This is a genomic window from Aeromonas sp. ASNIH5 (assembly GCF_002902865.1).
Lineage (GTDB): Bacteria > Pseudomonadota > Gammaproteobacteria > Enterobacterales > Aeromonadaceae > Aeromonas > Aeromonas caviae.
The window spans coordinates 459,562-479,501 of sequence record NZ_CP026122.1; the positions used below are offsets into that span (position 1 = coordinate 459,562).

General features: G+C 62.9%; 19 protein-coding genes and 1 pseudogene. 10 read left to right on the forward strand and 10 right to left on the reverse strand.

Features of this window, described 5'->3' with window-relative positions; all coding sequences use genetic code 11:
- Positions 1-61 precede the first annotated feature (61 nt).
- Positions 62-628 (reverse strand): cytochrome b/b6 domain-containing protein, encoded by a 567-nt coding sequence (locus tag C2U30_RS01935; protein ID WP_080770075.1) that lies wholly within the window; start codon positions 626-628, stop codon positions 62-64.
- A gap of 256 nt (positions 629-884) precedes the next feature.
- On the opposite strand from C2U30_RS01935, the gene C2U30_RS01940 reads away from it, so the two are divergent.
- The gene (locus tag C2U30_RS01940) at positions 885-2,222 is read left to right on the forward strand and encodes an IS4-like element ISAeme15 family transposase (RefSeq protein WP_041205253.1); all 1,338 of its coding nucleotides are present in this window, start codon (positions 885-887) and stop codon (positions 2,220-2,222) included.
- Between the two features lie 49 nt (positions 2,223-2,271).
- Here the strand turns inward: C2U30_RS01940 and C2U30_RS01945 are convergent, their stop codons facing one another.
- Positions 2,272-3,660 carry an SLC13 family permease gene (locus C2U30_RS01945; RefSeq protein WP_103243057.1) on the reverse strand — a complete coding sequence of 463 codons (1,389 nt, stop codon included), beginning with the start codon at positions 3,658-3,660 and terminating at the stop codon, positions 2,272-2,274.
- A gap of 154 nt (positions 3,661-3,814) precedes the next feature.
- Complete coding sequence (trxC, locus tag C2U30_RS01950; protein ID WP_010674892.1) at positions 3,815-4,255, reverse strand: thioredoxin TrxC; 441 nt, start codon at positions 4,253-4,255, stop codon at positions 3,815-3,817.
- Between the two features lie 153 nt (positions 4,256-4,408).
- Between trxC and C2U30_RS01955 the strand changes: the two genes are divergently transcribed.
- The 3 genes from C2U30_RS01955 (at position 4,409) to C2U30_RS01965 (ending at position 10,944) form a co-directional block, all read left to right on the forward strand.
- Positions 4,409-7,207 carry a hybrid sensor histidine kinase/response regulator gene (locus tag C2U30_RS01955; RefSeq protein ID WP_045524566.1) on the forward strand — a complete coding sequence of 933 codons (2,799 nt, stop codon included), beginning with the start codon at positions 4,409-4,411 and terminating at the stop codon, positions 7,205-7,207.
- Positions 7,208-7,346: 139 nt separating this feature from the next.
- Entirely contained in the window at positions 7,347-9,083 is a 1,737-nt protein-coding gene (locus tag C2U30_RS01960) for an ABC transporter transmembrane domain-containing protein (protein ID WP_103243058.1), read from the forward strand.
- 109 nt (positions 9,084-9,192) lie between these two features.
- Positions 9,193-10,944 carry an ABC transporter transmembrane domain-containing protein gene (locus C2U30_RS01965; protein WP_041215081.1) on the forward strand — a complete coding sequence of 584 codons (1,752 nt, stop codon included), beginning with the start codon at positions 9,193-9,195 and terminating at the stop codon, positions 10,942-10,944.
- Positions 10,945-10,998: 54 nt separating this feature from the next.
- Here C2U30_RS01965 and C2U30_RS01970 read toward each other — a convergent pair whose 3' ends face one another.
- Positions 10,999-12,180 (reverse strand): hypothetical protein, encoded by a 1,182-nt coding sequence (locus C2U30_RS01970; RefSeq protein WP_043155175.1) that lies wholly within the window; start codon positions 12,178-12,180, stop codon positions 10,999-11,001.
- A gap of 429 nt (positions 12,181-12,609) precedes the next feature.
- On the opposite strand from C2U30_RS01970, the gene C2U30_RS01975 reads away from it, so the two are divergent.
- Entirely contained in the window at positions 12,610-13,083 is a 474-nt protein-coding gene (locus C2U30_RS01975) for a DUF4442 domain-containing protein (protein WP_010674883.1), read from the forward strand.
- Between the two features lie 38 nt (positions 13,084-13,121).
- On the opposite strand, the pseudogene C2U30_RS22855 reads toward C2U30_RS01975, so the two are convergent.
- Positions 13,122-13,196 (reverse strand): annotated as a pseudogene (locus C2U30_RS22855) (ribosome-associated protein); the annotation flags it as partial.
- On the opposite strand from C2U30_RS22855, the gene C2U30_RS22575 reads away from it, so the two are divergent.
- A complete protein-coding gene (locus C2U30_RS22575; RefSeq protein ID WP_158654829.1) occupies positions 13,165-13,326 on the forward strand; it encodes a hypothetical protein in 162 nt (53 codons plus the stop codon). The pseudogene C2U30_RS22855 and the gene C2U30_RS22575 sit on opposite strands and share 32 nt — an antisense overlap.
- Before the next feature lie 24 nt (positions 13,327-13,350).
- On the opposite strand, the gene ybcJ is transcribed toward C2U30_RS22575, so the two are convergent.
- A complete protein-coding gene (ybcJ, locus tag C2U30_RS01985; RefSeq protein ID WP_010674882.1) occupies positions 13,351-13,584 on the reverse strand; it encodes a ribosome-associated protein YbcJ in 234 nt (77 codons plus the stop codon).
- A gap of 316 nt (positions 13,585-13,900) precedes the next feature.
- On the opposite strand from ybcJ, the gene C2U30_RS01990 reads away from it, so the two are divergent.
- From C2U30_RS01990 to pdxY, 3 genes are all read left to right on the forward strand, one after another.
- Positions 13,901-14,464, forward strand: coding sequence for a VC2662 family protein (locus tag C2U30_RS01990; protein WP_103243059.1), 564 nt, complete (start codon positions 13,901-13,903; stop codon positions 14,462-14,464).
- A 77-nt stretch (positions 14,465-14,541) separates the two neighbouring features.
- Positions 14,542-15,297 carry a DUF429 domain-containing protein gene (locus C2U30_RS01995; RefSeq protein WP_103243060.1) on the forward strand — a complete coding sequence of 252 codons (756 nt, stop codon included), beginning with the start codon at positions 14,542-14,544 and terminating at the stop codon, positions 15,295-15,297.
- A 549-nt stretch (positions 15,298-15,846) separates the two neighbouring features.
- On the forward strand, positions 15,847-16,710 hold the full coding sequence (gene pdxY, locus C2U30_RS02005) for a pyridoxal kinase PdxY (RefSeq protein ID WP_103243061.1): 864 nt from the start codon (positions 15,847-15,849) through the stop codon (positions 16,708-16,710).
- A gap of 40 nt (positions 16,711-16,750) precedes the next feature.
- On the opposite strand, the gene C2U30_RS02010 is transcribed toward pdxY, so the two are convergent.
- From C2U30_RS02010 to C2U30_RS02025, 4 genes are all read right to left on the reverse strand, one after another.
- Positions 16,751-17,059, reverse strand: a complete 309-nt coding sequence (locus C2U30_RS02010) for an antibiotic biosynthesis monooxygenase family protein (RefSeq protein ID WP_103243062.1) — start codon at positions 17,057-17,059, stop codon at positions 16,751-16,753.
- A 104-nt stretch (positions 17,060-17,163) separates the two neighbouring features.
- The gene (locus C2U30_RS02015) at positions 17,164-17,670 is read right to left on the reverse strand and encodes a GNAT family N-acetyltransferase (RefSeq protein ID WP_010674875.1); all 507 of its coding nucleotides are present in this window, start codon (positions 17,668-17,670) and stop codon (positions 17,164-17,166) included.
- A gap of 101 nt (positions 17,671-17,771) precedes the next feature.
- Positions 17,772-18,164, reverse strand: a complete 393-nt coding sequence (locus C2U30_RS02020) for an NUDIX hydrolase (protein WP_103243063.1) — start codon at positions 18,162-18,164, stop codon at positions 17,772-17,774.
- A gap of 26 nt (positions 18,165-18,190) precedes the next feature.
- Positions 18,191-18,742 (reverse strand): class IV adenylate cyclase, encoded by a 552-nt coding sequence (locus tag C2U30_RS02025; RefSeq protein ID WP_103243064.1) that lies wholly within the window; start codon positions 18,740-18,742, stop codon positions 18,191-18,193.
- 267 nt (positions 18,743-19,009) lie between these two features.
- Between C2U30_RS02025 and C2U30_RS02030 the strand changes: the two genes are divergently transcribed.
- Positions 19,010-19,855: a DUF5718 family protein gene (locus tag C2U30_RS02030; protein WP_103243065.1), complete on the forward strand. Its 846-nt coding sequence runs from the start codon at positions 19,010-19,012 to the stop codon at positions 19,853-19,855.
- Positions 19,856-19,940 lie beyond the last annotated feature (85 nt).

Consider the following 19,940-nt stretch of genomic DNA (forward strand, 5'->3'; position numbering starts at 1 on the left):
CTGCTCCTGTGAAAAACCCCGCGATGCGGGGTTTTTTTTCATCTGTCGGGCTGAGGGAGGCTCAGGGCCTGTCGACCACCCGGGTGTCCGCCGGCACCCGTTTCTTGCCGGTGATCATCGCCCTGACGAGATCGCCCCGTACCAGACGATCCAGGGCGATGACGGCCAGTACATGGACGAAGATGGCCACCTGCAACCCCTTGGCAAAGAACTCGTGGATCTCTTCCATGCGATGGGTGCCGGAGAGCGGCCCGTATTCGGTCATGATCCCGCTGGCGGCGGTGCCGACAAGGCAGGTCAACAGCAGCAGTATCATCAAGGACCCCAAAGGATTGTGACCGGCGTAGTAGGGGTGGCGCCCCTTGATCGTCTCCTTGAGATAGGTGATGACGCCGGCCGGTGTCGGCAGCCACTGGGCGAAGCGGGCATGATAGGAGCCGATGAAACCCCATACGATGCGCAGTACCAGCAGTCCGGCCAGCGCATATCCCGCATAGCGGTGGTTGCGCGCCCCCTCTTCAAGGATGAAGAGATTCAGCACGCACAACAGCACAGTGGCCCAGTGAAATCCCCTGACCACCGGATCCCATACCTTGATTTCACGGTTGTTCTGCATCGTCTTTCCCATGAGGTGATCCCCTTGTCGTGATGTCCATGATCATCGCCATCGTCAGCCATGGCTGCGTGATGGCCGTTGTCAGCATCATGGAGGCGATTTCTTAAGTGCGAGTTAATGTCGCGGTGATGTCACGGGTAGGGAGTGCGGTGGTGTCGGGGCGAGAAAAAGCCCCGGCGATGCGGCAATGCTGATCAGTTAAGGATCCATTGACCGATCCTTCTGCTGTAGGACAATCCGGAACCAATCACTGGTTCCGGATTTTTTTATGTCTATTGCAAACGATCTGAACGATGTTGTTGAGGCATCTGGCGACATGCTGGCTCGGCTGGCCATTTTTGCCGACCATATTCCCGACGAATGGATTACTGCCGCTGCCGCCTTGTCTGAAAAGGCCACTATCCGCCGACGCCGCTTACCTTCTGATATGGTCTTGTGGCTCGTCGTGGGGATGGCCTTTTTCCGCAATGAGCCCATCTCCGAGGTCGCTCGGCGCCTCAACATCTGTGCAGAAGGGTTGGCCAATGATGCCTTGCTCGCGGACAGTGCCCTGTCTCAGGCCCGTCAGCGACTCGGCAAACAGCCGCTCGAGTGGCTGTTCAAACAGTGCGCCGATGTGTGGGGGCGGGAACGTTATCCTGAAGACCATTGGCACGGTTTACAGGTCTTTGCCATCGATGGGGCCCTGTTCCGAACCCAGGATATGCCTGAACTCAGAGCACATTTCGGCTCGGGTAACACCTCAACCAACCGGCAGACACCCTACCCGATGCTGCGGTTGGTCACGCTCATGAATGTCCGCTCGCATGTCATTGCCAACGCGGCCATCAGCCCGTACCGCAAAGGGGAAATCCCCCTGGCCAGCGAGTTCATTCACTCATTGCCGGACAAGTCAGTGACCCTGCTGGATAAAGGCTTCTTCGGTGCCGACCTGTTGCTGCGTATTCAGGCCGAAGACACCGACCGTCACTGGCTCATCCCGGAACGCAAGGGGCTGGTATACACGGAACTTGAGCGCTATGGCGACGGTGACCGTCTGTTGCAAATGACGGTCTCGCCTCAGGCTCGCAAGAAAAACCCGGCGTTGCCGACACACTGGCAAGTTCGCGCAGTGACCTATGAGGTGGCAGGCAAGGAGAAAACGGTCTTTACCTCCCTGCCCGTGGCGCGATTCAGTGCAGCTCAGGTGGCGACCCTGTACCACGAGCGCTGGGAAATCGAGCTGGGATACCGGGATATCAAAAGCGCGATGCAGCACAACGCCATCACGCTGAGAAGCAAGAAAGTGGACTTGGTCTATCAGGAGCTGTGGGGATTGCTGCTTGGATACAATCTGGTCAGGCGGGAGGCCAGCCAGGCCGCCGTAGCCCATCAGCGAGCGCCCAATGAGGTGAGCTTTAAGTTTGCCTGTCAGTTCATCGCGAACCAGATGGCAGTGATGGCGGGCGCGTTATCGCCAGCCCATACGCCACGGAGGTTGGCGGAGTTGCGGGGCTGCATAGGCGTCATGTTCATAGAAAAACGCCCCAGGCCATCGAGACCCAGGGCGGTGAAGATATCAAAGACCCGTTTTCCGGTAAATCGCAATGCGGCTCCGCTTAAGTGAACAGCATTGCCGGCGATGCGGGGCTTGGAGGGGCATTAGGGGGCGAACCTCAGTGGAGGATATCCCCCATGAAATAGGCCAGCATGGTCAGGATGACGGTGAACACCAGGTTCAGTACCAGGCCGGCCCGCATCATCTCCCGCTGCTGGATATGGCCGCTGGCGAAGACGATGGCGTTGGGGGGCGTGGCCACCGGCAGCATGAAGGCACAGGAGGCGCCGACGGCGATCAGGACGGAGACCACGATGGGGGAGACTCCCAGTGCCTCGGCCACCCCGGCGAACAGCGGCACCAGCAGCGCGGCGGTGGCGGTGTTGGAGACCAGCTCGGTCAGGAACACCACGAAGGCGGCCAGGCAGAGCAGGATCACGAAGATGGGCATGGAGGAGAGGCCGCTGGAGAGGTGCTCCGCCAGGAAGGCGTTGGCCCCGGTCTGCTTGAGGATGGCGCTCAAGGTGAGACCACCCCCGAACAGCAGCAGCACGCCCCAGTCGGTGTTCTGGTTGATGTCATCCCAGCTGGCGACCCGGCTGACGGCGATGGCCAGGATGGCGCCCATGGCGATCAGGGTATCGAACTGGGGAATGCCGCCCAGCGCCTTGGCAAGAGGCTGGGATCCAATCCACAGCAGCACCGTGGTCAGGAAGATGGTCAGGGTCACTTTGCGCTGACCTGTCCACTCGATGGTGACCTGCTCGGTGCTGACCTGGTGGGAGAGATTGGGACGGGTCACCCAGTAGAGCAGGCCGATACCTACCGGCATGAAGATGATCACCACGGGGATGCCGAACTCCAGCCAGTCGGTGAAGCCCAAGCCCATCTGGGCGGCGGCGATGGCATTGGGGGGGCTGCCCACCAGTGTGCCGATGCCACCGATGCTGGCGCTATAGGCGACGCCAAGCAGCACGAAGACCAGGGTGCGGCGCTCCTTGTGAACGTCCAGCCCCTTCAGCATGCCGAGGGCCAGCGGCATCATCATGGCCGCGGTTGCGGTGTTGCTGATCCACATGGAGAGGGCGGCCGTGATGGTGAAGAGCACGATGGAAGCCCAGCCCAGGTGTCCCTTGGCGAGCTGCATCACCTTGCCGGCGATCTGGGTGTCGAGTCCCTGCTTGGAGAGGGCTGCCGCGAGGGCAAAGCCGCCAAAGAAGAGGAACAGGACGGGGTTGGCAAAGTCGGTCAGCGACTTGCTCATGTCGAACACCCCGAGCAGGGTGGCGAGCACCGGGATGGAGATGGCAGTGATGGTGATGTTCACCGCCTCGGTCAGCCAGAGGATGGCGATGAAGATCAGGATGGCCAGCCCCTTGTTGACCATGGGATCAAACGGGAGCCATACCAGCATGGCGCAGAGCAGGAGCAGATCCAGGATGACGATCCCGGACTTGATGTCCAGCCAGCGTGAGGGGGGAGTCGGAGGTACAGCCGATGTGTGCATAACGTTCTCTCGGTTAATTTATGGTTGTTGTTGTGATGCCGAGGTTACATATATCCCCCTGTTTGAAACAGGGGGATATGGTCAAATCATGTGGCGACTCACAGAGTCAAGTGAAAATGGATCTTCAATCAAACAGAAATGAAACATTTTATTTTCATTTGACGGGGGAGGTGAAGGAGAGCAGCCACTCCTTGAACAGGCTCTTGGGCAGGGAGCCGCTGCGCTGTGCCAGGATCTCCCCCCGCTGGAAGACCATCAGGGTAGGAATGCTGCGAATGCCATAGCGACCTGCGATGGCGGCCTCCTGCTCGGTATCGAGTTTCACGAAGCGAAGGCGGGGCTCAAGCTCCCGGGCGACCTCCTGAAAGACGGGGGCAAACTGCAGGCAGGGGCCACACCAGCTTGCCCAAAAGTCCACCACCACCGGGATGTCGGACTGGATCAGGGCATCGAAGCTGGCCTGACGCCCCGCCACCGGGGTTTGTTCGAAGAGGGCGTGACGGCAGCGGCCACACTTCGCGTTTGAGTCTGCTTTTTCGACAGGCAGGCGGTTGCGGGTAAAGCATTGGCTACAATAGGTGGTGACAAGTGACATAATTGCTTCCTTATTTCATGGCCCGGCAACATCTTTATTGCAATCAGAGCGCCGACTAACGGTAACATAGCACTCAGTGGTTTTTCACAGTTGGCCTCCGGCCGTGACCTGATGTCACCGGATGGCCGACCATGACATGAGAATCGAGACGGGATGAAGAGTGTTGCACGGGGCAATCGTGTTGTCTTTGGCCTTATCATCGTATCGCTGGTGGGCTTTTCTGCCTATTGCTGGCAGTTGCTCAGCCAGCAGCAGCGTGCCTTCGATTTGAGCGTGGCGGCTGAGATGGTGCTCAATCGGGTCAATACCGATACCGTCTATCTGCTGGGGCGCGAGAAGGCCAGCGATGGCAGCGTACAGCAACGCCTGAGCCTGCTTTCCAGTCACCTGGACAGATTCGTCAGGCTGGTGCACGAGGATCCGGAGTCGGTGGACGACCCCGGCTCCCAGGCGTTGCAGCGGGACATCGACGGTTATCTGCTGGATCTCGCCAGGCTCTACACCATGGAGATGACCATCGAGTATCTGGCTCCCCGCTTCCAGGGCCAGCTCAAGGCGTTGCAAGGCACCCTGCCGGTCGGTGAGGCGCAGTACCGCGACCTGACCGAACTCATGCGCCTGCACCACTACCTCCGACGCAGCTGGGATCAGAACGAGCAGCGGCAACTGTTGCAACTCCAGCAGCACCTGCTTGACCGCTATGGCGAGCAGCCGAGGGTCGCGGCCCTCGTCCGGCTGGGCCAGGAGTTCAATCAGCAGGTGATGGAGTACCATCGCCTGCGCAATCAGGTGGTGGAGATGAAGGGGTTGAGCTCACTGCCCGCCTGGAAGCAGAGCAAGCTGGAGCGGGCCTCCTCCCTCAAGAGCCGCTTCTACCTGATGGTGCTGGGGGGGGCGCTGCTCTGCTTCTCGCTGGTGGCCGCGACCCTGTGGCGTCGCAACCAGAAGCTGAGCGAGCTCTCTCGCCATGCCGCGCTGCTGGCCCAGGCCAAGAGCGACTTCCTGGCCAACATGAGCCATGAGATCCGCACCCCCATGAATGCCATCATCGGCTTCAGCGCCCTGGCACTGCAAACCAGTCTGGATCCCCAGCAGCGGGACTATCTCAACAAGATCAAATCCTCGTCGGACACCTTGCTGCTGCTCATCAACGACATTCTGGATCTCACCAAGGTGGAGTCCGGCAAGTTGACCCTGGAGGAGATCGACTTCGATCTCAGCGAGCAGCTCGACTCCCTCGCCGCCATGTTCGCGGATCTGGCGGAGCGCAAGCACATCGAGGTCATCATCAACAAGTCTCCCGCCGTGCCCGACTTTCTGCGCGGGGATCCGCTGCGCCTCGGTCAGGTACTGGTCAACCTGGTGAACAATGCCATCAAGTTCACCGAGCGGGGCGAGGTGGAGGTGGCCATCACCCTCACCAGCCAGCATCCCATGCGGGTCTGTTTCAGCGTGCGGGATACCGGTATCGGCATCGCCCCGGAGAAGCAGGCCCAGCTGTTCCAGCCCTTTACCCAGCTGGAGGCGGGCAATACCCGCAAATATGGCGGCTCCGGGCTTGGCCTCAACATCTCCCAGCGCCTGGTGGGGCTGATGGGCGGGGAGATCACCGTGCAGAGCAAACCCGGGGTGGGCTCCACCTTCCTGTTCGAGATCCCCATCTCCCAGGCGGTGTACGGGGTCTCGGGGCGCCGGGTCTTCTTCGATCACCAGCCCCTGATCCTGATGATGGATGACAATGAGCTGGTGCTGGAACTGGCCAAGGACATCCTGGGGCGGGCGGGGGCGTCCGTCATCACGGTCAACAGCCTCTCCCGCGCCCGTCAGGTGCTGCGGGAAGAGGGGCATCACATCCGCCTCGCCATCCTCGACTGGCGCATGGGTCAGGAGGATGGCCTGGACTTGGCCCTCGAGATGTACCAGCACAGCCAGTGGCGGCGCCTGCCTGTCCTGATGACCAGCGCCTGGTCCAGGGAGGGGCTGCACGGGCGGATGGAGAGCATGGGACTGACCCATTTCCTGGCGAAGCCCATGACGGAAAACGCCTTGCTGGCCAAGGTGGACGAACTGCTCAACGGCAGCTCCCATGACAGCAAGGTCCGCCAGGCGGAGGCCCAGGGGGATCAGCAGCAGTTCCGGGAGCTGCTGCGCGGTACCCGGGTGCTGCTGGCCGAGGACAACCGGGTCAACCAGCAGCTCATTCTGGAGTACCTGCGCCGGGTGGAGGCCAAGGTCACCGTGGTGGACAACGGCCGCGAGGCGGTGGAGCAGGTGGCGGAGCAGCCGTTCGACGTCATCCTGATGGATCTGCAGATGCCGGTGCTGGACGGGCTGGATGCCACCCGCCAGATCCGCAAGATGGTGGACAAGCACGATGTGCCCATCATCGCCCTCACCGCCAGCGCCATGCCGGGGGACAGGGAGCGCTGCCTTGGCGTCGGCATGAACGGCTATGTCACCAAGCCGGTGAGCAAGCTCGATCTCTACAACAACCTGCTGCAATGGGTGAAGAGCAGCGGCGGGGAGCCCAAGGTGCCCATCGAGGTCAAGCCGCCGGCCCTCATGGGCGTGCTGGATCTGGAGGATGCCCTGCGCCGGCTGGAGCATGACAGGGAGGCGCTGCAGATCCTCTTCAAGCTGTTCCTCTCCGAGCACAAGGACGATCTGTGGGACATCCGCACCGCCCTGCGCCGCCAGCAGCCCGAAGTGGCGTGCCGCTTGCTGCATACCCTGAAGGGGGTGTCGGCCAACATCTCCGCTTCCCGCCTGCAACTGCTGGCCGGGGAGCTGGAGTGGCGGCTGCGGCTGCAGGAGGAGCTGAGCGAAGGGGAGCTCAACCAGTTGCAGCAGGTCTTTACCCAGACCCGGGAGGAGGTCTCCCACTTCCTGCTCACCGGAGAGCAGCAGGAGTCGGTCGCCTTCCCGTTCTCGCCCCCCGACAAGCGGCTCTGAGGGAGGGCAAGATAGCAATCGTTCTCAAGTCACCCGCTTCAGGCTATGATGACCCACTCGTTCGCCCCCGCCAGGGGGCGATTGTATTGAGCTTCTCTTCACGATCACGCGGCAGCGCGCCGCGACCAAGGACTTCTCTGTGAGCGTATTTTTGCGGCTTGGCTGGTTTTTCAAGGATCAGTGGCGGCGTTATCTGGTGGCCATCTCCCTGCTGATGCTGGTGGCCCTGTTGACCGTGATCCCCCCCAAGGTGGTGGGCTGGGTGGTGGATGGCATCGCCAAGGGTGACCTGGACAGTGGCACCCTGACCGGCTATCTGGCGGGGCTTTTTGGCCTGGGACTGCTTATCTACCTGCTGCGCTACGTGTGGCGGGTCATGCTGTTCGGTGCCTCCTACCGGCTCGCCTACGTGCTGCGCAACCGGCTGTTCAGCCACTTCACCCGCATGAGCCCGGATTTCTACCAGCGCCACCGCACCGGTGATCTGATGGCCCACGCCACCAACGACATCCAGGCGGTGGAAATGACCGCAGGAGAAGGGGTGCTGACCCTGGTGGACTCCTTCATCGTCGGCATCCTGGTGCTCTCCATCATGTGCAGCCAGTACTCCTGGCAGCTGACCCTGCTCTCCCTGCTGCCCCTGCCGGTGATGGCCTTCTTCATGAACCGCTTCGGGACCCAGATCTACAAGGAGTTCAAGGCGGCTCAGGGGGCCTTCTCCCGCCTCAACAACAAGACCCAGGAGGCCCTCTCCGGGGTGCGGGTGCTCAAATCCTACGCGGTCGAATCCTTGGAGGACGAGGGCTTTGCCGAGCTGACCCGTCAGGCGGGGGAGCGTAACATGGCGGTGGCCCGCATCGACGCCAAGTTCGACCCCGTGATTTACCTGTGCATCGGCTGCTCCTATTTTCTGGCTGTCGCAGGGGGCAGCGCCCTGGTGCTGCAAGACAAGCTGACTCTGGGGGAGCTCACCAGCTTCACCATGTACCTCGGCCAGCTCATCTGGCCCATGTTCGCCATCGCCTGGCTGTTCAACATCATCGAGCGGGGCAGCGCCGCCTACTCGCGCATCGAAAGCCTGCTGGGGGAGCGCAGCGACATCGAGGAGCCGGCCCATCCCGTGGCGCTGGCCTCGGCCTTTCCCCTGGGGGTGCAGGGGCTGGGCTACCGGCTGGAGCAACGCACCCTGTTGCAGGGGGTGGATGTCACCCTGCAGGCTGGCGCCATGCTGGGGATAGTGGGACGCACCGGGGCAGGCAAGAGCTCCCTGCTCAAGCTGCTGATGCGCCTGGCCAACCCCACGGCCGGGGAGATCCGCATGGGGGAGGTGCCCATCTCGCAACTGTCGCTGGGTGAGCTGCGCAGCCAGTTTGCCTATGTGCCCCAGGAGCCGTTTCTGTTCTCCACCACCATCGCGGCCAACATCGCCCTGGGCCGCCCCGAGGCGAGCCGAGAGGAGATTGAGCGGGTGGCGCGCATCGCCTGTGTTCACGACGACATCAGCCGCTTCCCCAAAGGGTATGAAACCGAGGTGGGGGAGAAGGGGGTGACCCTCTCCGGCGGTCAGAAGCAGCGTCTGGCCATCGCCCGCGCCCTGCTGCTGGATGCCCCTATCCTGGTGCTGGATGACGCCCTCTCGGCGGTGGATGCCCACACCGAGCAGCAGATCCTGCTGGCCCTCAAGGTCCACAAGCGCACCCTGGTGCTGGTGAGCCACCGCATGACGGCGGTGGAGCAGGCGGACGAGATCCTGGTGCTGGAGCAGGGAGCGATCAGCGAGCGGGGCCGTCACGAGACCCTGATGGCCAGGAATGGCTGGTACGCGGACATGGTCCGCTACCAGCGCCTGGAGCAGGACGTGGAGGAGAGCCTGTGAACAGGATGACAAGACCCCAGGCACCCCTCACCCCTCTCCCGACTCCGGCGAGCGGAGAGGGGAGCAAAGAGAGTCAATTCCCGTGGAACGTTGCGCTGGAGGCCAGTCTGTGAATCCAACCATCAAACGGCTGCTCGCCTACTGCGCCAGCTACCCCCGCTGGCTGGTGCAGGCGGGCATCTGCCTGCTGCTCGCCACCGGCGCCGAGGTGGCGGGCCCCTTGCTCATCAAGCTCTTCATCGATGACTACCTGGCGCCGCGCCGGCTGGAGTGGGGCATCATCGCCGCCCTTGCCGCCGGTTATCTGGGGTTGCAGGTGTTGTCGGCGGCCGGCTTCTATCTGCAATCCCTGCGCTTCAACCGCATCGCCCAGGCGGTGGTGCAGCGTCTGCGCGAGCAGGTGTTCGCCACCGCCATCCGCCTGCCTGCCCGCTATTTCGACAAGCACCGCTCGGGCTCCCTCATCTCCCGCATCACCAACGACACCGAGGCGATCATGAACCTCTATGTCCAGGTGATAGGGCTCCTGGTGCAAAAAGTGGTGCTCCTGTGCGGCATCCTGCTCTCCATGGCGCTGCTGGACTTGCGCCTGATGCTGGTGTGCGCCACCCTGCTGCCGGCGGTGGGAGCCGTGATGTGGCTCTATCAGAAACTGAGCGTGCCCGTGGTGCGGGCGACCCGATCCTTGCTCTCCGACATCAACAGCCGTCTCAACGAGTCGTTGCAGGGGATGCCGGTGATCCAGGCCATGGTGCAGGAGCGCCACTTCGCCAACGCCTTTGCGGGGGTGAACCAGCAGCACTGGCAGGCGCGGATCAAGAGCCTCAAGATCAACGGCATCCTGCTGCGCCCCCTCATCGATCTCTTCTACATGATGGTGCTCATCGGCCTGCTGGCCCTGTTTGCCCACGAGGGGCTGAGCACGGCGGGGGCCATCCAGGTGGGGGTGCTTTACGCCTTCATCAGCTATCTGGGGCGGATGATCGAGCCCCTCATCGAGATGACCAACCAGCTCAACCAGTTGCAGCAGGCCATGGTGGCGGGGGAGCGGGTGTTCGCCCTGCTCGATGAAACCCGCGAGAGCACCGACGGGGCGGTGCGCCCCCTGGAGGGACGGGTACGCTTCGACGGGGTGGGCTTCTCCTACGACGGGGAGCAGCAGGTGCTGCAAGATGTGAGCTTTGCCACCCGGCCGGGCCAGATGCTGGCGCTGGTGGGCCACACCGGCAGCGGCAAGTCCACCATCATCAGCCTGCTGATGGGTTTCTACCCCCTGGATCGGGGGAGCATCCACTTCGATGATCACCCCATGAACGGCCTGGCCCTCTCGGCGGTGCGCCGCAGCATCGGCCTGGTGCAGCAGGATCCTTTCATCTTCGTCGGCACCCTGGCCGAGAACCTGCGCCTTGGGCGTGACGGCATCGAGGATGGGCGGCTCTGGCAGGCCCTGGAGGAGGTGCAGCTGGCCGATTTCGTGCGCCGCCTGCCCGATGGCCTGGCCACCCTGATGGAGGAGGGGGGCAAGAACCTCTCCGCCGGCCAGCGCCAGCTGCTCTCCTTTGCCCGCGCCCTGGTGGGGGATCCGCGCATCCTCATCCTGGACGAGGCGACCGCGAGCGTGGACTCCCAGACCGAGCTCGCCCTCTCCCAGGCGCTCTCGGCGGCGCGCCGTGGCCGCACCACCATCGCCATCGCTCACCGCCTCTCCACCATTGTGGATGCCGATGAAATCCTGCTGCTCTCCCGCGGGTGGGTGAGCGAGCGCGGCACCCACGGCGAGTTGATGGCGCTGGGAGGACACTATGCCCAGCTGTTCGAGATGCAGAGCCAGGGGGCCTGGCTTGAAGAGAAACGGGCCTGAGGCCCACCTAAAAAAACAGCCGGCATCTGCCGGCTGTTTTTTTGACTGGCGGGGTTACACCGTGGCCTTGCTGCGGCTGACCTGCTTGGGCTCCAGGGGCGGGAAGTCATCGTTGAAGAAGGTATCCGCTTCTTCAATTTGTGCCTTGCGCTGCTTCTGGATGAAGTTGTCGAAGTCGCGCTTGATCTCGGGGTCCTTGAGGGCCTCGTAGTCGAACACGTTGGCGGCATAGAGGTAGTTGAAGTAGATGTCGACGAACTCGGCGCTGGCACAGGCGGAGGTGAACTTGCTGTTCTGGCGGTCGAAGTTGACGCGGTACTGCTTGATCTTCGGCACATAGACCAGCTCGTTGCCCACCTTGAACACTTCCACCGTGACCCCCACCGTGATGGTCTTGTAGAAGTCCTTGTTGTTCTCCACCCCGAAGCGGATGGCATCCCCCTGCTTTTGCAGGAACTTGTTGAAGCTGGCCAGCGCCGTGGTGCCCTGGCTCACCACCACGTCCATGATGAAGTTGATGAAGTCGGTGGCGATGCTGAGCCCCTTGATGTGGCGGCTGTAGCTCTGCTGATCGATCTTGCTCGGCCCCATCAGAGGGATCTTGGAGAGGGCCCTGGCCCAGAGATCCGCGTCCGTCTTGTACTGCTCGCCATAGGCTTCGGCGTAACGGTTGATGTAGGCGGTGACCACGGAGGTGATGGCGATGAGGTAGGCCTTCTGTTCCGCCAGCTTGGCCATGACGGCGGGATCGTCCAGCAGCTCGTTTGCCACGATGAACTCCACCAGGCCGTCCTTGTCGGCATAGGGATCATTGCCCACCGCCCGGACGGTGTCGGGCAGATTGACGTCGTTGAAGAAGGCCTCGGCCTCGGCGAACTGATCATGGTTGCTCAGGCGGTTGGCCGGTGCCTCGCGCACCAGCTGGCAGAGCACCAGCTCGGCCTCGTAGTCCGACTCGCGCCACAGGGGGGCCTGCAACTGGTTGCCGAAGGTCTTCTTGTAGGCGAGGTTGAAGTCAAACAGCACCGAACTGCAGCCGCAATCCATGGCGAAGTCGACGGTGTAGCTCAGCGGCCCGGTGGGCAGGGGCTTGCTCATCTTCCCCTTGGCGCTGAGGTTGGCATAGCACTTGAGGTACTCCCGGCCAAACAGCTCGTAGGCACGGTTGTTGTTGAAGTTGAGCTGGAAAGTACCGGCGCTCTCGCCCCCGTTGAACAACTGTTGCACGTGACTCATCTCTCTATCCTTATGGTGAGATTGGTAGACGGGTTGACCCGGTGCCGAGTGGCTACTTCCGGGCCAGCAACAGCCTAGCGAGGGAGTGGGGGTTTGGTTACTGCGAATAATCCCAGTGGCGGGGGCGGGATCCTGGGCTAGCCCCCTGACGGGGAGTATTTCTTGTTGTGTTTCATTCGGATATGGCTGTCATGGTCCCGTCATCCGGGGCGGGACCTTGAAAAAATCCGGAAAAAGGGGAAAGAGAGGGGCGACCCGGGGTCAGGAAAGGCCGGTTTTATCATTTGCCGGGAAAATAGAACCTGGCCATTGCATTAATTTTGCAAATACCCTTTGGGGGGCCGCTCACAGGGATGGCACGGGAGGCTTGTCTATCGGGAAGCAGGCTGGCAACATTTGCGTCACATTCACTCATCGGATCAGTTTGCAATGGACCTGCAACGCCTCAAAGCCAACCTCGCCCTGCGTCTGTTCGCCTGGCGCTACATTCCCGTCATTGGTTTCTGTGCCCCCGTCATCGAGCAGATGGACGCCAGGGCGCTGCGCATCCGCATTCCGCTGGGCTGGCGCACCCGCAACCACCTGGGCAGCATGTATTTCGGGGCGCTCGCCACCGGCGCCGACCTGGTGGGGGGGCTCCTGGTCATGGAGAAGGGGCGGGCGCGGCGCAAGAAGGTGCATTTTGCCTTCAAGGATGTGCAGGGGGAGTTTTTGAAGCGCCCGGAGGGGGACGTGCAGTTTGATTGCGCGGCGGGGGAGCTTATCGACGCCATGATCGACGAGTCCCTAGCGAGCGGTCAGCGCATCAACCGCCCCATCCAGGTGGTGGCCACCTGCCCGTCGCGCAACGGCGACGAGGCCATGGCCCGCTTCGTGCTGACCCTCTCCATCAAGGCCAGCTGAAGGCCAGAGGGCGCTTGGCGCCCTTGTTCAAGCCGGGATCAGAGGATCTCGGGACTGATCCCTTCCTTCACGACCACCTTCATGCCGTTGAAATTGACCGCCCGCTCGGCCACTGTGCTGGGTAGCGCTTGCGTGGCAGGGCGTCAGGATCAGGGGATCTCGGGACTGCTCCCTTCCTTCACCACGGCCTTCATGCTTCATGCCGTTGAAGTTGACCACCTGCTCGGCCACTGTGCTGGGTAGCGATGGCGTGGCAGGGCGTCAGGATCAGAGGATCTCGGGGCTGACGCCTTCCTTCACCACGACCTTCATGCCGTTGAAGTTGACCACCTGCTCGGCGACTATCTTGCAGCGTTTGCGGGTCTCGACCTGACCGTCCACTTCCACCAGGCCCTCGGCGACCAGCGCCTTGGCGGCACCGCCACAATCGGCCCAACCCTGATGCTTGATCAGGTCACACAAGGCAACGAAGGGGTGACCTTCGAGCAGAAACGTCTCCATGGGAAATCCTCTAGCTGGATGAATGGCTGAAACAGCGGGGGCTCATTCTAGGCAGTTAGGCGGGGCAGGGAAAGGGCCCGGGCCGAATTGCCCCGAAAAAGGGGCGAGCACAGGCAAAAAAACCAGCCCGACCGGGCTGGTTGTGTCTCTGGGGGCCACTGGCGCTCAAGGGAGTTTCACCACCGCTTCCCCCGTCACGCCGAGAGAGCCATCCCCGGATTCAGACGAGAGGTGACGCAGGGAAAGGGCCGGGACCTCGTCCCCCGGGGCCTGCGCTGGTACCCTTGAGCCACACCCTCTTCACAAGGAATCCCCGATGAAACCGTTCGCCCTGCTGCTCGGCTGTGGTGCCCTGACCCTCGCCGGTGTCGCCCAGGCCAGCACGCCGGTCCAGATCTCCCTGCCCGGTGTCAACCTGCCCTCGTCCAATCAGGTGGAAGGGGCACGGGCTTCCTTCCTCTACGGCCGCACCGGCCAGGTGAGGGGGATCGATCTGCCGGTGTTCGCCCTCTCCGACGTGGATCAGTTCACCGGCCTGCAGCTTGGTGTGTTCTTTGGCGCGAGCCGGGTGCGCCATCAGTTTGGCGGGGTCGCCATCAACGCCGTCAACTGGCACGAAGGGCAGGATACCGGCCTCAATCTGGGCTTCGTCAACCTGACCAACAATGTGAAGGGGCTCAACTGGGGGGCGGTCAACATCGCCCAGGGCAATGCCCTGGCCAACGTCGGCTTCGTCAACTATGCCGAACGCACCACGTTCCAGCTGGGATTCGTCAATGCCACCAAGCACCTGGACGGCTTGCAGATTGGCCTGGCCAACTACGCCGAGAACGGCATCTTCCCCATTCTGCCCCTGATCAACTTCAAGAAATCCTTCTAGGGACCAACTTGCCCTTGCTTTAGGAGGGGCAGCCATTACCCTGTGCTCCATCAAGGCTGCACAGAGGTAACAGGGGCATGACAACGGAACACATGGACGCCATCGGCATCGGCTGGGACGTGAGGGGCTGGCAGGGCAATGCCCAGGCGGTGGCGGTGGTGGGTTGGCAGGCCCGGGAGTCGCGTCTGCACTGGCTCGGGATCTCCCCCCTGTTTCGCCTGAGCTCCCGGGTCGCGCCGGATCTGGATGCCCTGCTGCGCCCGGCCCTGCAAGACGAGGTGGCGCTGATGCAGGTGCTGGCCTGCCCGCGCCTTGCTCTCGGCATCGATGCGCCCCTGGCCTTTCCCCGCGCCCTCGCCGATCTGCTGGCGGGGCGGGGGAGCGGCTTTCCCGTGCCCCAGCGGGAGATTGACAACCCTTACGCCTACCGGGATTGCGAGCGCTGGCTCCATCAGCACTATGGCAAGAAGCCCCTCTCCGCCACCTTCGACAGGCTCGGCAACAACGCCACCCTGGCCCTCTCCATGCTGCCGCGTCTCGGGGATCTGCAACTGGTGCCAAAACAGGCGAGGGCTGCCGGGCGCGCGGTGCTGGAGGTCTATCCCGCCCTGGCCAAAATGGGGGGCAAAGCCTCTGCGGTGCGGCCCGAGCTGCAACCCCACCTGCCGGCGTCCCTCATCCCTGGCACGGATCCCTATGATGCCGCGCTCTGCGCCCTGATGGCCCTGCAATATGCGGCCGAAGGGGCCGTCACCTCGCTGCCTGCCCTGGTGGACCTGCCGGACGAGATGGCACCGGACGAAGGCTGGGTCTACCACTTCGCCCGGGATTGAGACGCCCAAGGGCACCGCGCTCCCCCTGACGACTGCTGGCGACTCGCTGCAGCCACGGCACTGGTGACGTGACTTGCTGTCGCCACTGCGTATGGCTTGCCGTTGCCACGGTGTCAGGCAAGGGTAGGCCGCCTTTGTCCTGTGATCTTCCGACGCCTCCTTGACCCTTGCCCTTGTTGCCTTATTTTGCGACTGCCGACTGCCGACTGCCGACTGCCGACTGCCGACTGCCGACTGCCGACTGCCGACTGCCGACTGCCGACTGGCGCCTTTCCATCGGACCTCATCCTTGATCCCGACTGTTTATGGTTGGTTAAAAAATCACCTTGTATGCCATCAGACAAGAGGCGTCCAGGTACATTTATCACCCCGCAGCAGCGGGGGAGATGGCTCCAGGGTTGTGCAGGAACAGGGTAGCGGCGGTCAAATATGCGGCAGGTTAGGCCTGCAGAAGCATAAATAGGGAGTCATGGCGTTAATTGCTGGAAGAGCCGTCTCTTCATCCGATATATTGCCTCTTTTCCTCAGGCTTCTTGTGCGGTGGTGTCGATGAAACGCATTCTCTCTATCCAGTCCCACGTGGTGTTTGGCTGTGCCGGCAACAGCGCCGCCGTGTTCCCCATGCGCCGTCTCGGCATGGAGGTGTGGCCCATCAATACGGTACAGTTCTCCAACCACACCCAGTACGAGGCGGGTTGGCAGGGAATGGCGATGCCGGCGGGCCACATTGCCGCCTTGTGCCAGGGGCTTTGCAATATCGAGGTGCTGGCGCGCTGCGATGCGGTGCTGAGCGGCTATCTGGGCTCGGCGGAGCAGGGGGACGAGATCCTGGCGGTGGTGGCGGCGGTGAAGCGAGCCAATCCGGCGGCCCTCTATTTCTGCGATCCCGTGATGGGGCATCCGGAGAAGGGGTGCATCGTCGCCCCGGGCGTCACCCGCTTTCTCACCGAGCAGGCCCTGCCGGTGGCGGACATCATGGCCCCCAATCTGCTGGAGCTGGAGACCCTGTGTGATGTCCATCTGACAACCCTGGCCCAGACCCGGGTCGCCGCACACCAGTTGCTGGAGAGGGGGGTGAAGATGGTGCTGGTCAAGCACCTGGGTCGCGCCGCCAGCGTCCCCGGCCGCTTCGAGATGCTGCTTGCCACCCCCGAGGGAGACTATCTGATCGCCCGTCCCCTTTACGATTTCGCGCGCCAACCGGTGGGCGTGGGGGATCTCATCAGCGCCCTGATGCTGGCCAACCTGCAGGCGGGATATGATGGGGTGAGCGCCTTCGAGCGCACCAACGCCGCGGTGGATGCGGTGCTGCGACAGACCTGGGAGGCGAATGCCTACGAGCTGCAGCTCATCGCGGCCCAGGGCGCCTTTGCCGAGCCGCAGATTGCCCACAGGGCCGAGCGACTGGCCTGACGCCATTGATCAGCCCGTGACGGGACTGTCTGATCAAGGTTCAGCTTGCGGCGCTGATCGGTGTTGCATCCTGAAAATGTTCGACCCTGGGGAAGGGGTCGTAGAAGTGGTGCAGCAGGGCCTTCCACTCTTGGTACTGGGGGGAGCCCCTGAACCCCCGGGTGTGATCTTCCAGCCGTTCCCACTGCACCAGCAGCAGGTAGTGATGGGGATCGTCCAGGGCACGCTGCAACTGGTGGCCCAGGTAGCCGGGCATGGCGCTGATGATGTGCTGGGCCTGGGCGAAGGCCTGCTCGAAGTCAGTGGCCTTGCCGGGAATGATCTGCAGATGGGCGACTTCCAATATCATGATGGCTCCTTGCCGATGAGTCTGATTGAACCAAAAACCTATGTGCGCCGAGCCTTGGAGGGGGCAAGACCGGCACGCTGTCCGATCTTGCCAAGCCGTCTGCCTCAGAGCTGCTTGTAGAAGAACTGGGTGGCGGCCAGGGTGCCGTCCCCATTGCGGGCGAAGTCCGGGATCTGGCCGGCCTCCTGATAGCCGAGCTGGCGATAGAGGCTGGAGGCCACGTCGCCGACCCGGGTATCCAGCACCAGCAAGGTACGCCTGGCGTCCCGGGCCCCTTGCTCCATGGCGTTCATCAGGGCTCGGCCCACCCCCTTGCCACGGGCTTGGCTGTGGACCATCAGCTTTTCCACTTCGGCCCTGTGGCCCCCGTTGGCCTTGGTGCACAGGGAGAGCTGCAGGGCGCCCACCAGATGGTGCTGATCAAACGCCACCCAGAGCTTGCGCACTCCATCCGCCAGCTCCCCTTCGATGCCTTGCCAGTACGCCAGCCCCTGCTCTTCCTGCAGGGGAGGCAGAAAGCCCACCGAGGCACCGCTGGCCACGCAATCTTGCAGCAGGGCGATCAGCGCCGGTTTGATGCCTCTGGTACTCTCGACCTCAAGGATCTCCATTGAATGTCCTCATCTTCTCTCTTGGCCCACGTGGGGGATTAATGTCTCGGGCGCGGACTCTCCTGCCGGTGCCATCGTCATCCGGTCAGGTGCGCCGTCTCTTAATGGATCAGTCCCTGCGCTGCCAGCCACTGGAACAGCAGGCGGGAGACGGGGGAGACCTCGGCCAGGTGGCGGCTGTCCAGCCAGCGCAGCTCGGCGATCTCCGCCGAGGCGACGGGCGTGCCGTCGGCGTCCCCCGTGTAGCAACGCAGATTGACATTCACCCCTTGCGGCTTGCCGTCCGCCTGGGCGCTGAACTCGCAGGCGAACGTCAGGGTGTCGGGTTTCAGGGTGACCGCGAGCTCTTCCTCGATTTCACGAACGAGGGCCGCCTCGTCGCTCTCGCCCGGCTCGCGCTTGCCCCCCGGAATGTAGTAGATGTCCTTGCCGTGGGAGCGGGCGCACAGCAGTTGTCCCTTCTTGAAGGTCAGCCAGGCGAGTTTGTCGATCATGGGCAGATTCCTCTTGTTGCCGCTTGTCAAAGGGGGACTCGCTGCTCGCACAGGGTGCGATAGGAGCGGGTTTCCCGCATCTCGGGCGCCAGTCCCAGCCGGCTAGCCAGCGCCAGCAACTGCGCGCGGTAGGCGGGCAGGGCGGTCTCGTCGTCAGTCATGATGGCGAGCTCGGCAAAATCACCGACGCCTGCCAGGTGATCCACCGTGACGTGGAAGGCCCCCAGAAAATAGATGCTGCGCCGCTTGTCGATGGTCAGCACCGGCTGGTAGCCCAGGGTGCGCACCATGCTGGCCGCCTTGTCCGCATCGGTGATGTTGACCGCCTCGCAGCGATCGGGTCCGGGTCCTTTGACTATCCAGAGCCGGATGCCGCTGGGGGCCATGGTGCGGATGCTCAGGCTCTTCTCTGCCCGGGCCAGGGCGCCATCTGCCGTGTCGAAGTAGCAGTCCTGCTCATGATTGTCCGCCACCATCACCTCGGGGCCGAGGGCCGTGAGGGTATGTACAAAGGCGGCGCTGTCCGTCAGGCGGTATTTGAACTCCACCTCGAAGCGCCCCTGAAAGTGGGTGGTCATGGCCTTGCGACGGCTCCCGAACGGCAAATGAATAGGTCAGCCTAGCAAAAGTGCCGGGCTCTCCCAAGCATCGGGATCACAGCTTCGTATTGACTGCCGACTTTATGACCAGATGGTGAGGGAAAATCCGCCCTGGTGCACAGCTTGTGGCCCGGTGGCTGGGCGCCGTACGGGGGCTGTGCTCTAATAAGCTCCCTCTTTGGCGGTATTTCCGCCCTGAACAACGACAACGAGGCGGCGGCCCCGGCCGCGCCAGTGGAGCCACAGATGCAGATCACCTCACAGACCCCCTTTATCGGACTGGGCGTGGCGGGCAACTTCGCCGGTCACCTGGAACAGGCAGGGGAGGCGGCGGACTTCGTCGCCGTCAAGGTTGACGACAAGGTCGCCCCCAAGGCGCTGTTCCCCTTCTATGTGCCGAACCATCCCGGCCAGCTCGGGGTCTTTCCCCTGAGCGGCGAGGCCATCTTCCTGCCGGAGGCGGCGGTGAGCGGGGACGAGAAGGTGCAGATTGAACCCGAGGTGGCACTGTGGTGCGAGCTGGAGTACGCGGGGGAGCAGGTGGTGGCCATCCATCCCAAGGCGTTTGGCGCCTACAACGACTGCTCCATCCGTCGCCCCAATGCCAACAAGATCAGCGAGAAGAAGAACTGGGGTGAAGAGAGCAAGGGGCTGGCCGCGAACCTGCTGCCCCTGACCCACTTTGCCGCAGGATGCGAGCTCGATGACTACCGCATCGCCTGCTACCTGGAGCGCGGCGGCGAGCTGCACCCCTACGGGATCGACAGCGCGGCGGTGGACTACAGCTACTTCCACGGTCAGTTGCTGGCGTGGGCCATCGACAAGTTCAACCATCAGCAGGACGAAGGCCCGGCCGAGCATATCCAGGGGCTGCTGGCCCAGGCGGGGCGCCCGGCCCATGCACTCATCAGCATTGGCGCCACCCGCTACACCCCCTTTGGCGAGACCCACTTCCTCGCTCCCGGTGACACTGCCTGCGTGGTGGTCTACCCCGCCAGTCGCTACAGCGAGCGCGACATTCGCGAAGCCATCGCGACCCGCCGCGTTGGCGCCGACGTCTCTGTCCTGCTCCAGGCGGTCAAGACCCGTTGATCGCGATGCCTTCCCAACCTGGGGAGGCATCTTCTTTCTCTTTATGCCTGCGCACACTCCATGCTGGCGTCATGCATGATCAGCC

Bases quoted from the DNA above. Each gene is read 5' to 3' on its own strand.
- C2U30_RS01935 (WP_080770075.1), bottom strand. From the start codon at position 628: ATGGGAAAGACGATGCAGAACAACCGTGAAATCAAGGTATGGGATCCG.
- C2U30_RS01940 (WP_041205253.1), top strand. From the start codon at position 885: ATGTCTATTGCAAACGATCTGAACGATGTTGTTGAGGCATCTGGCGAC.
- C2U30_RS01945 (WP_103243057.1), bottom strand. From the start codon at position 3,660: ATGCACACATCGGCTGTACCTCCGACTCCCCCCTCACGCTGGCTGGAC.
- trxC (WP_010674892.1), bottom strand. From the start codon at position 4,255: ATGTCACTTGTCACCACCTATTGTAGCCAATGCTTTACCCGCAACCGC.
- C2U30_RS01955 (WP_045524566.1), top strand. From the start codon at position 4,409: ATGAAGAGTGTTGCACGGGGCAATCGTGTTGTCTTTGGCCTTATCATC.
- C2U30_RS01970 (WP_043155175.1), bottom strand. From the start codon at position 12,180: ATGAGTCACGTGCAACAGTTGTTCAACGGGGGCGAGAGCGCCGGTACT.
- C2U30_RS01975 (WP_010674883.1), top strand. From the start codon at position 12,610: ATGGACCTGCAACGCCTCAAAGCCAACCTCGCCCTGCGTCTGTTCGCC.
- C2U30_RS22575 (WP_158654829.1), top strand. From the start codon at position 13,165: ATGCCGTTGAAATTGACCGCCCGCTCGGCCACTGTGCTGGGTAGCGCT.
- ybcJ (WP_010674882.1), bottom strand. From the start codon at position 13,584: ATGGAGACGTTTCTGCTCGAAGGTCACCCCTTCGTTGCCTTGTGTGAC.
- C2U30_RS01990 (WP_103243059.1), top strand. From the start codon at position 13,901: ATGAAACCGTTCGCCCTGCTGCTCGGCTGTGGTGCCCTGACCCTCGCC.
- C2U30_RS01995 (WP_103243060.1), top strand. From the start codon at position 14,542: ATGACAACGGAACACATGGACGCCATCGGCATCGGCTGGGACGTGAGG.
- pdxY (WP_103243061.1), top strand. From the start codon at position 15,847: ATGAAACGCATTCTCTCTATCCAGTCCCACGTGGTGTTTGGCTGTGCC.
- C2U30_RS02010 (WP_103243062.1), bottom strand. From the start codon at position 17,059: ATGATATTGGAAGTCGCCCATCTGCAGATCATTCCCGGCAAGGCCACT.
- C2U30_RS02015 (WP_010674875.1), bottom strand. From the start codon at position 17,670: ATGGAGATCCTTGAGGTCGAGAGTACCAGAGGCATCAAACCGGCGCTG.
- C2U30_RS02020 (WP_103243063.1), bottom strand. From the start codon at position 18,164: ATGATCGACAAACTCGCCTGGCTGACCTTCAAGAAGGGACAACTGCTG.
- C2U30_RS02025 (WP_103243064.1), bottom strand. From the start codon at position 18,742: ATGACCACCCACTTTCAGGGGCGCTTCGAGGTGGAGTTCAAATACCGC.
- C2U30_RS02030 (WP_103243065.1), top strand. From the start codon at position 19,010: ATGCAGATCACCTCACAGACCCCCTTTATCGGACTGGGCGTGGCGGGC.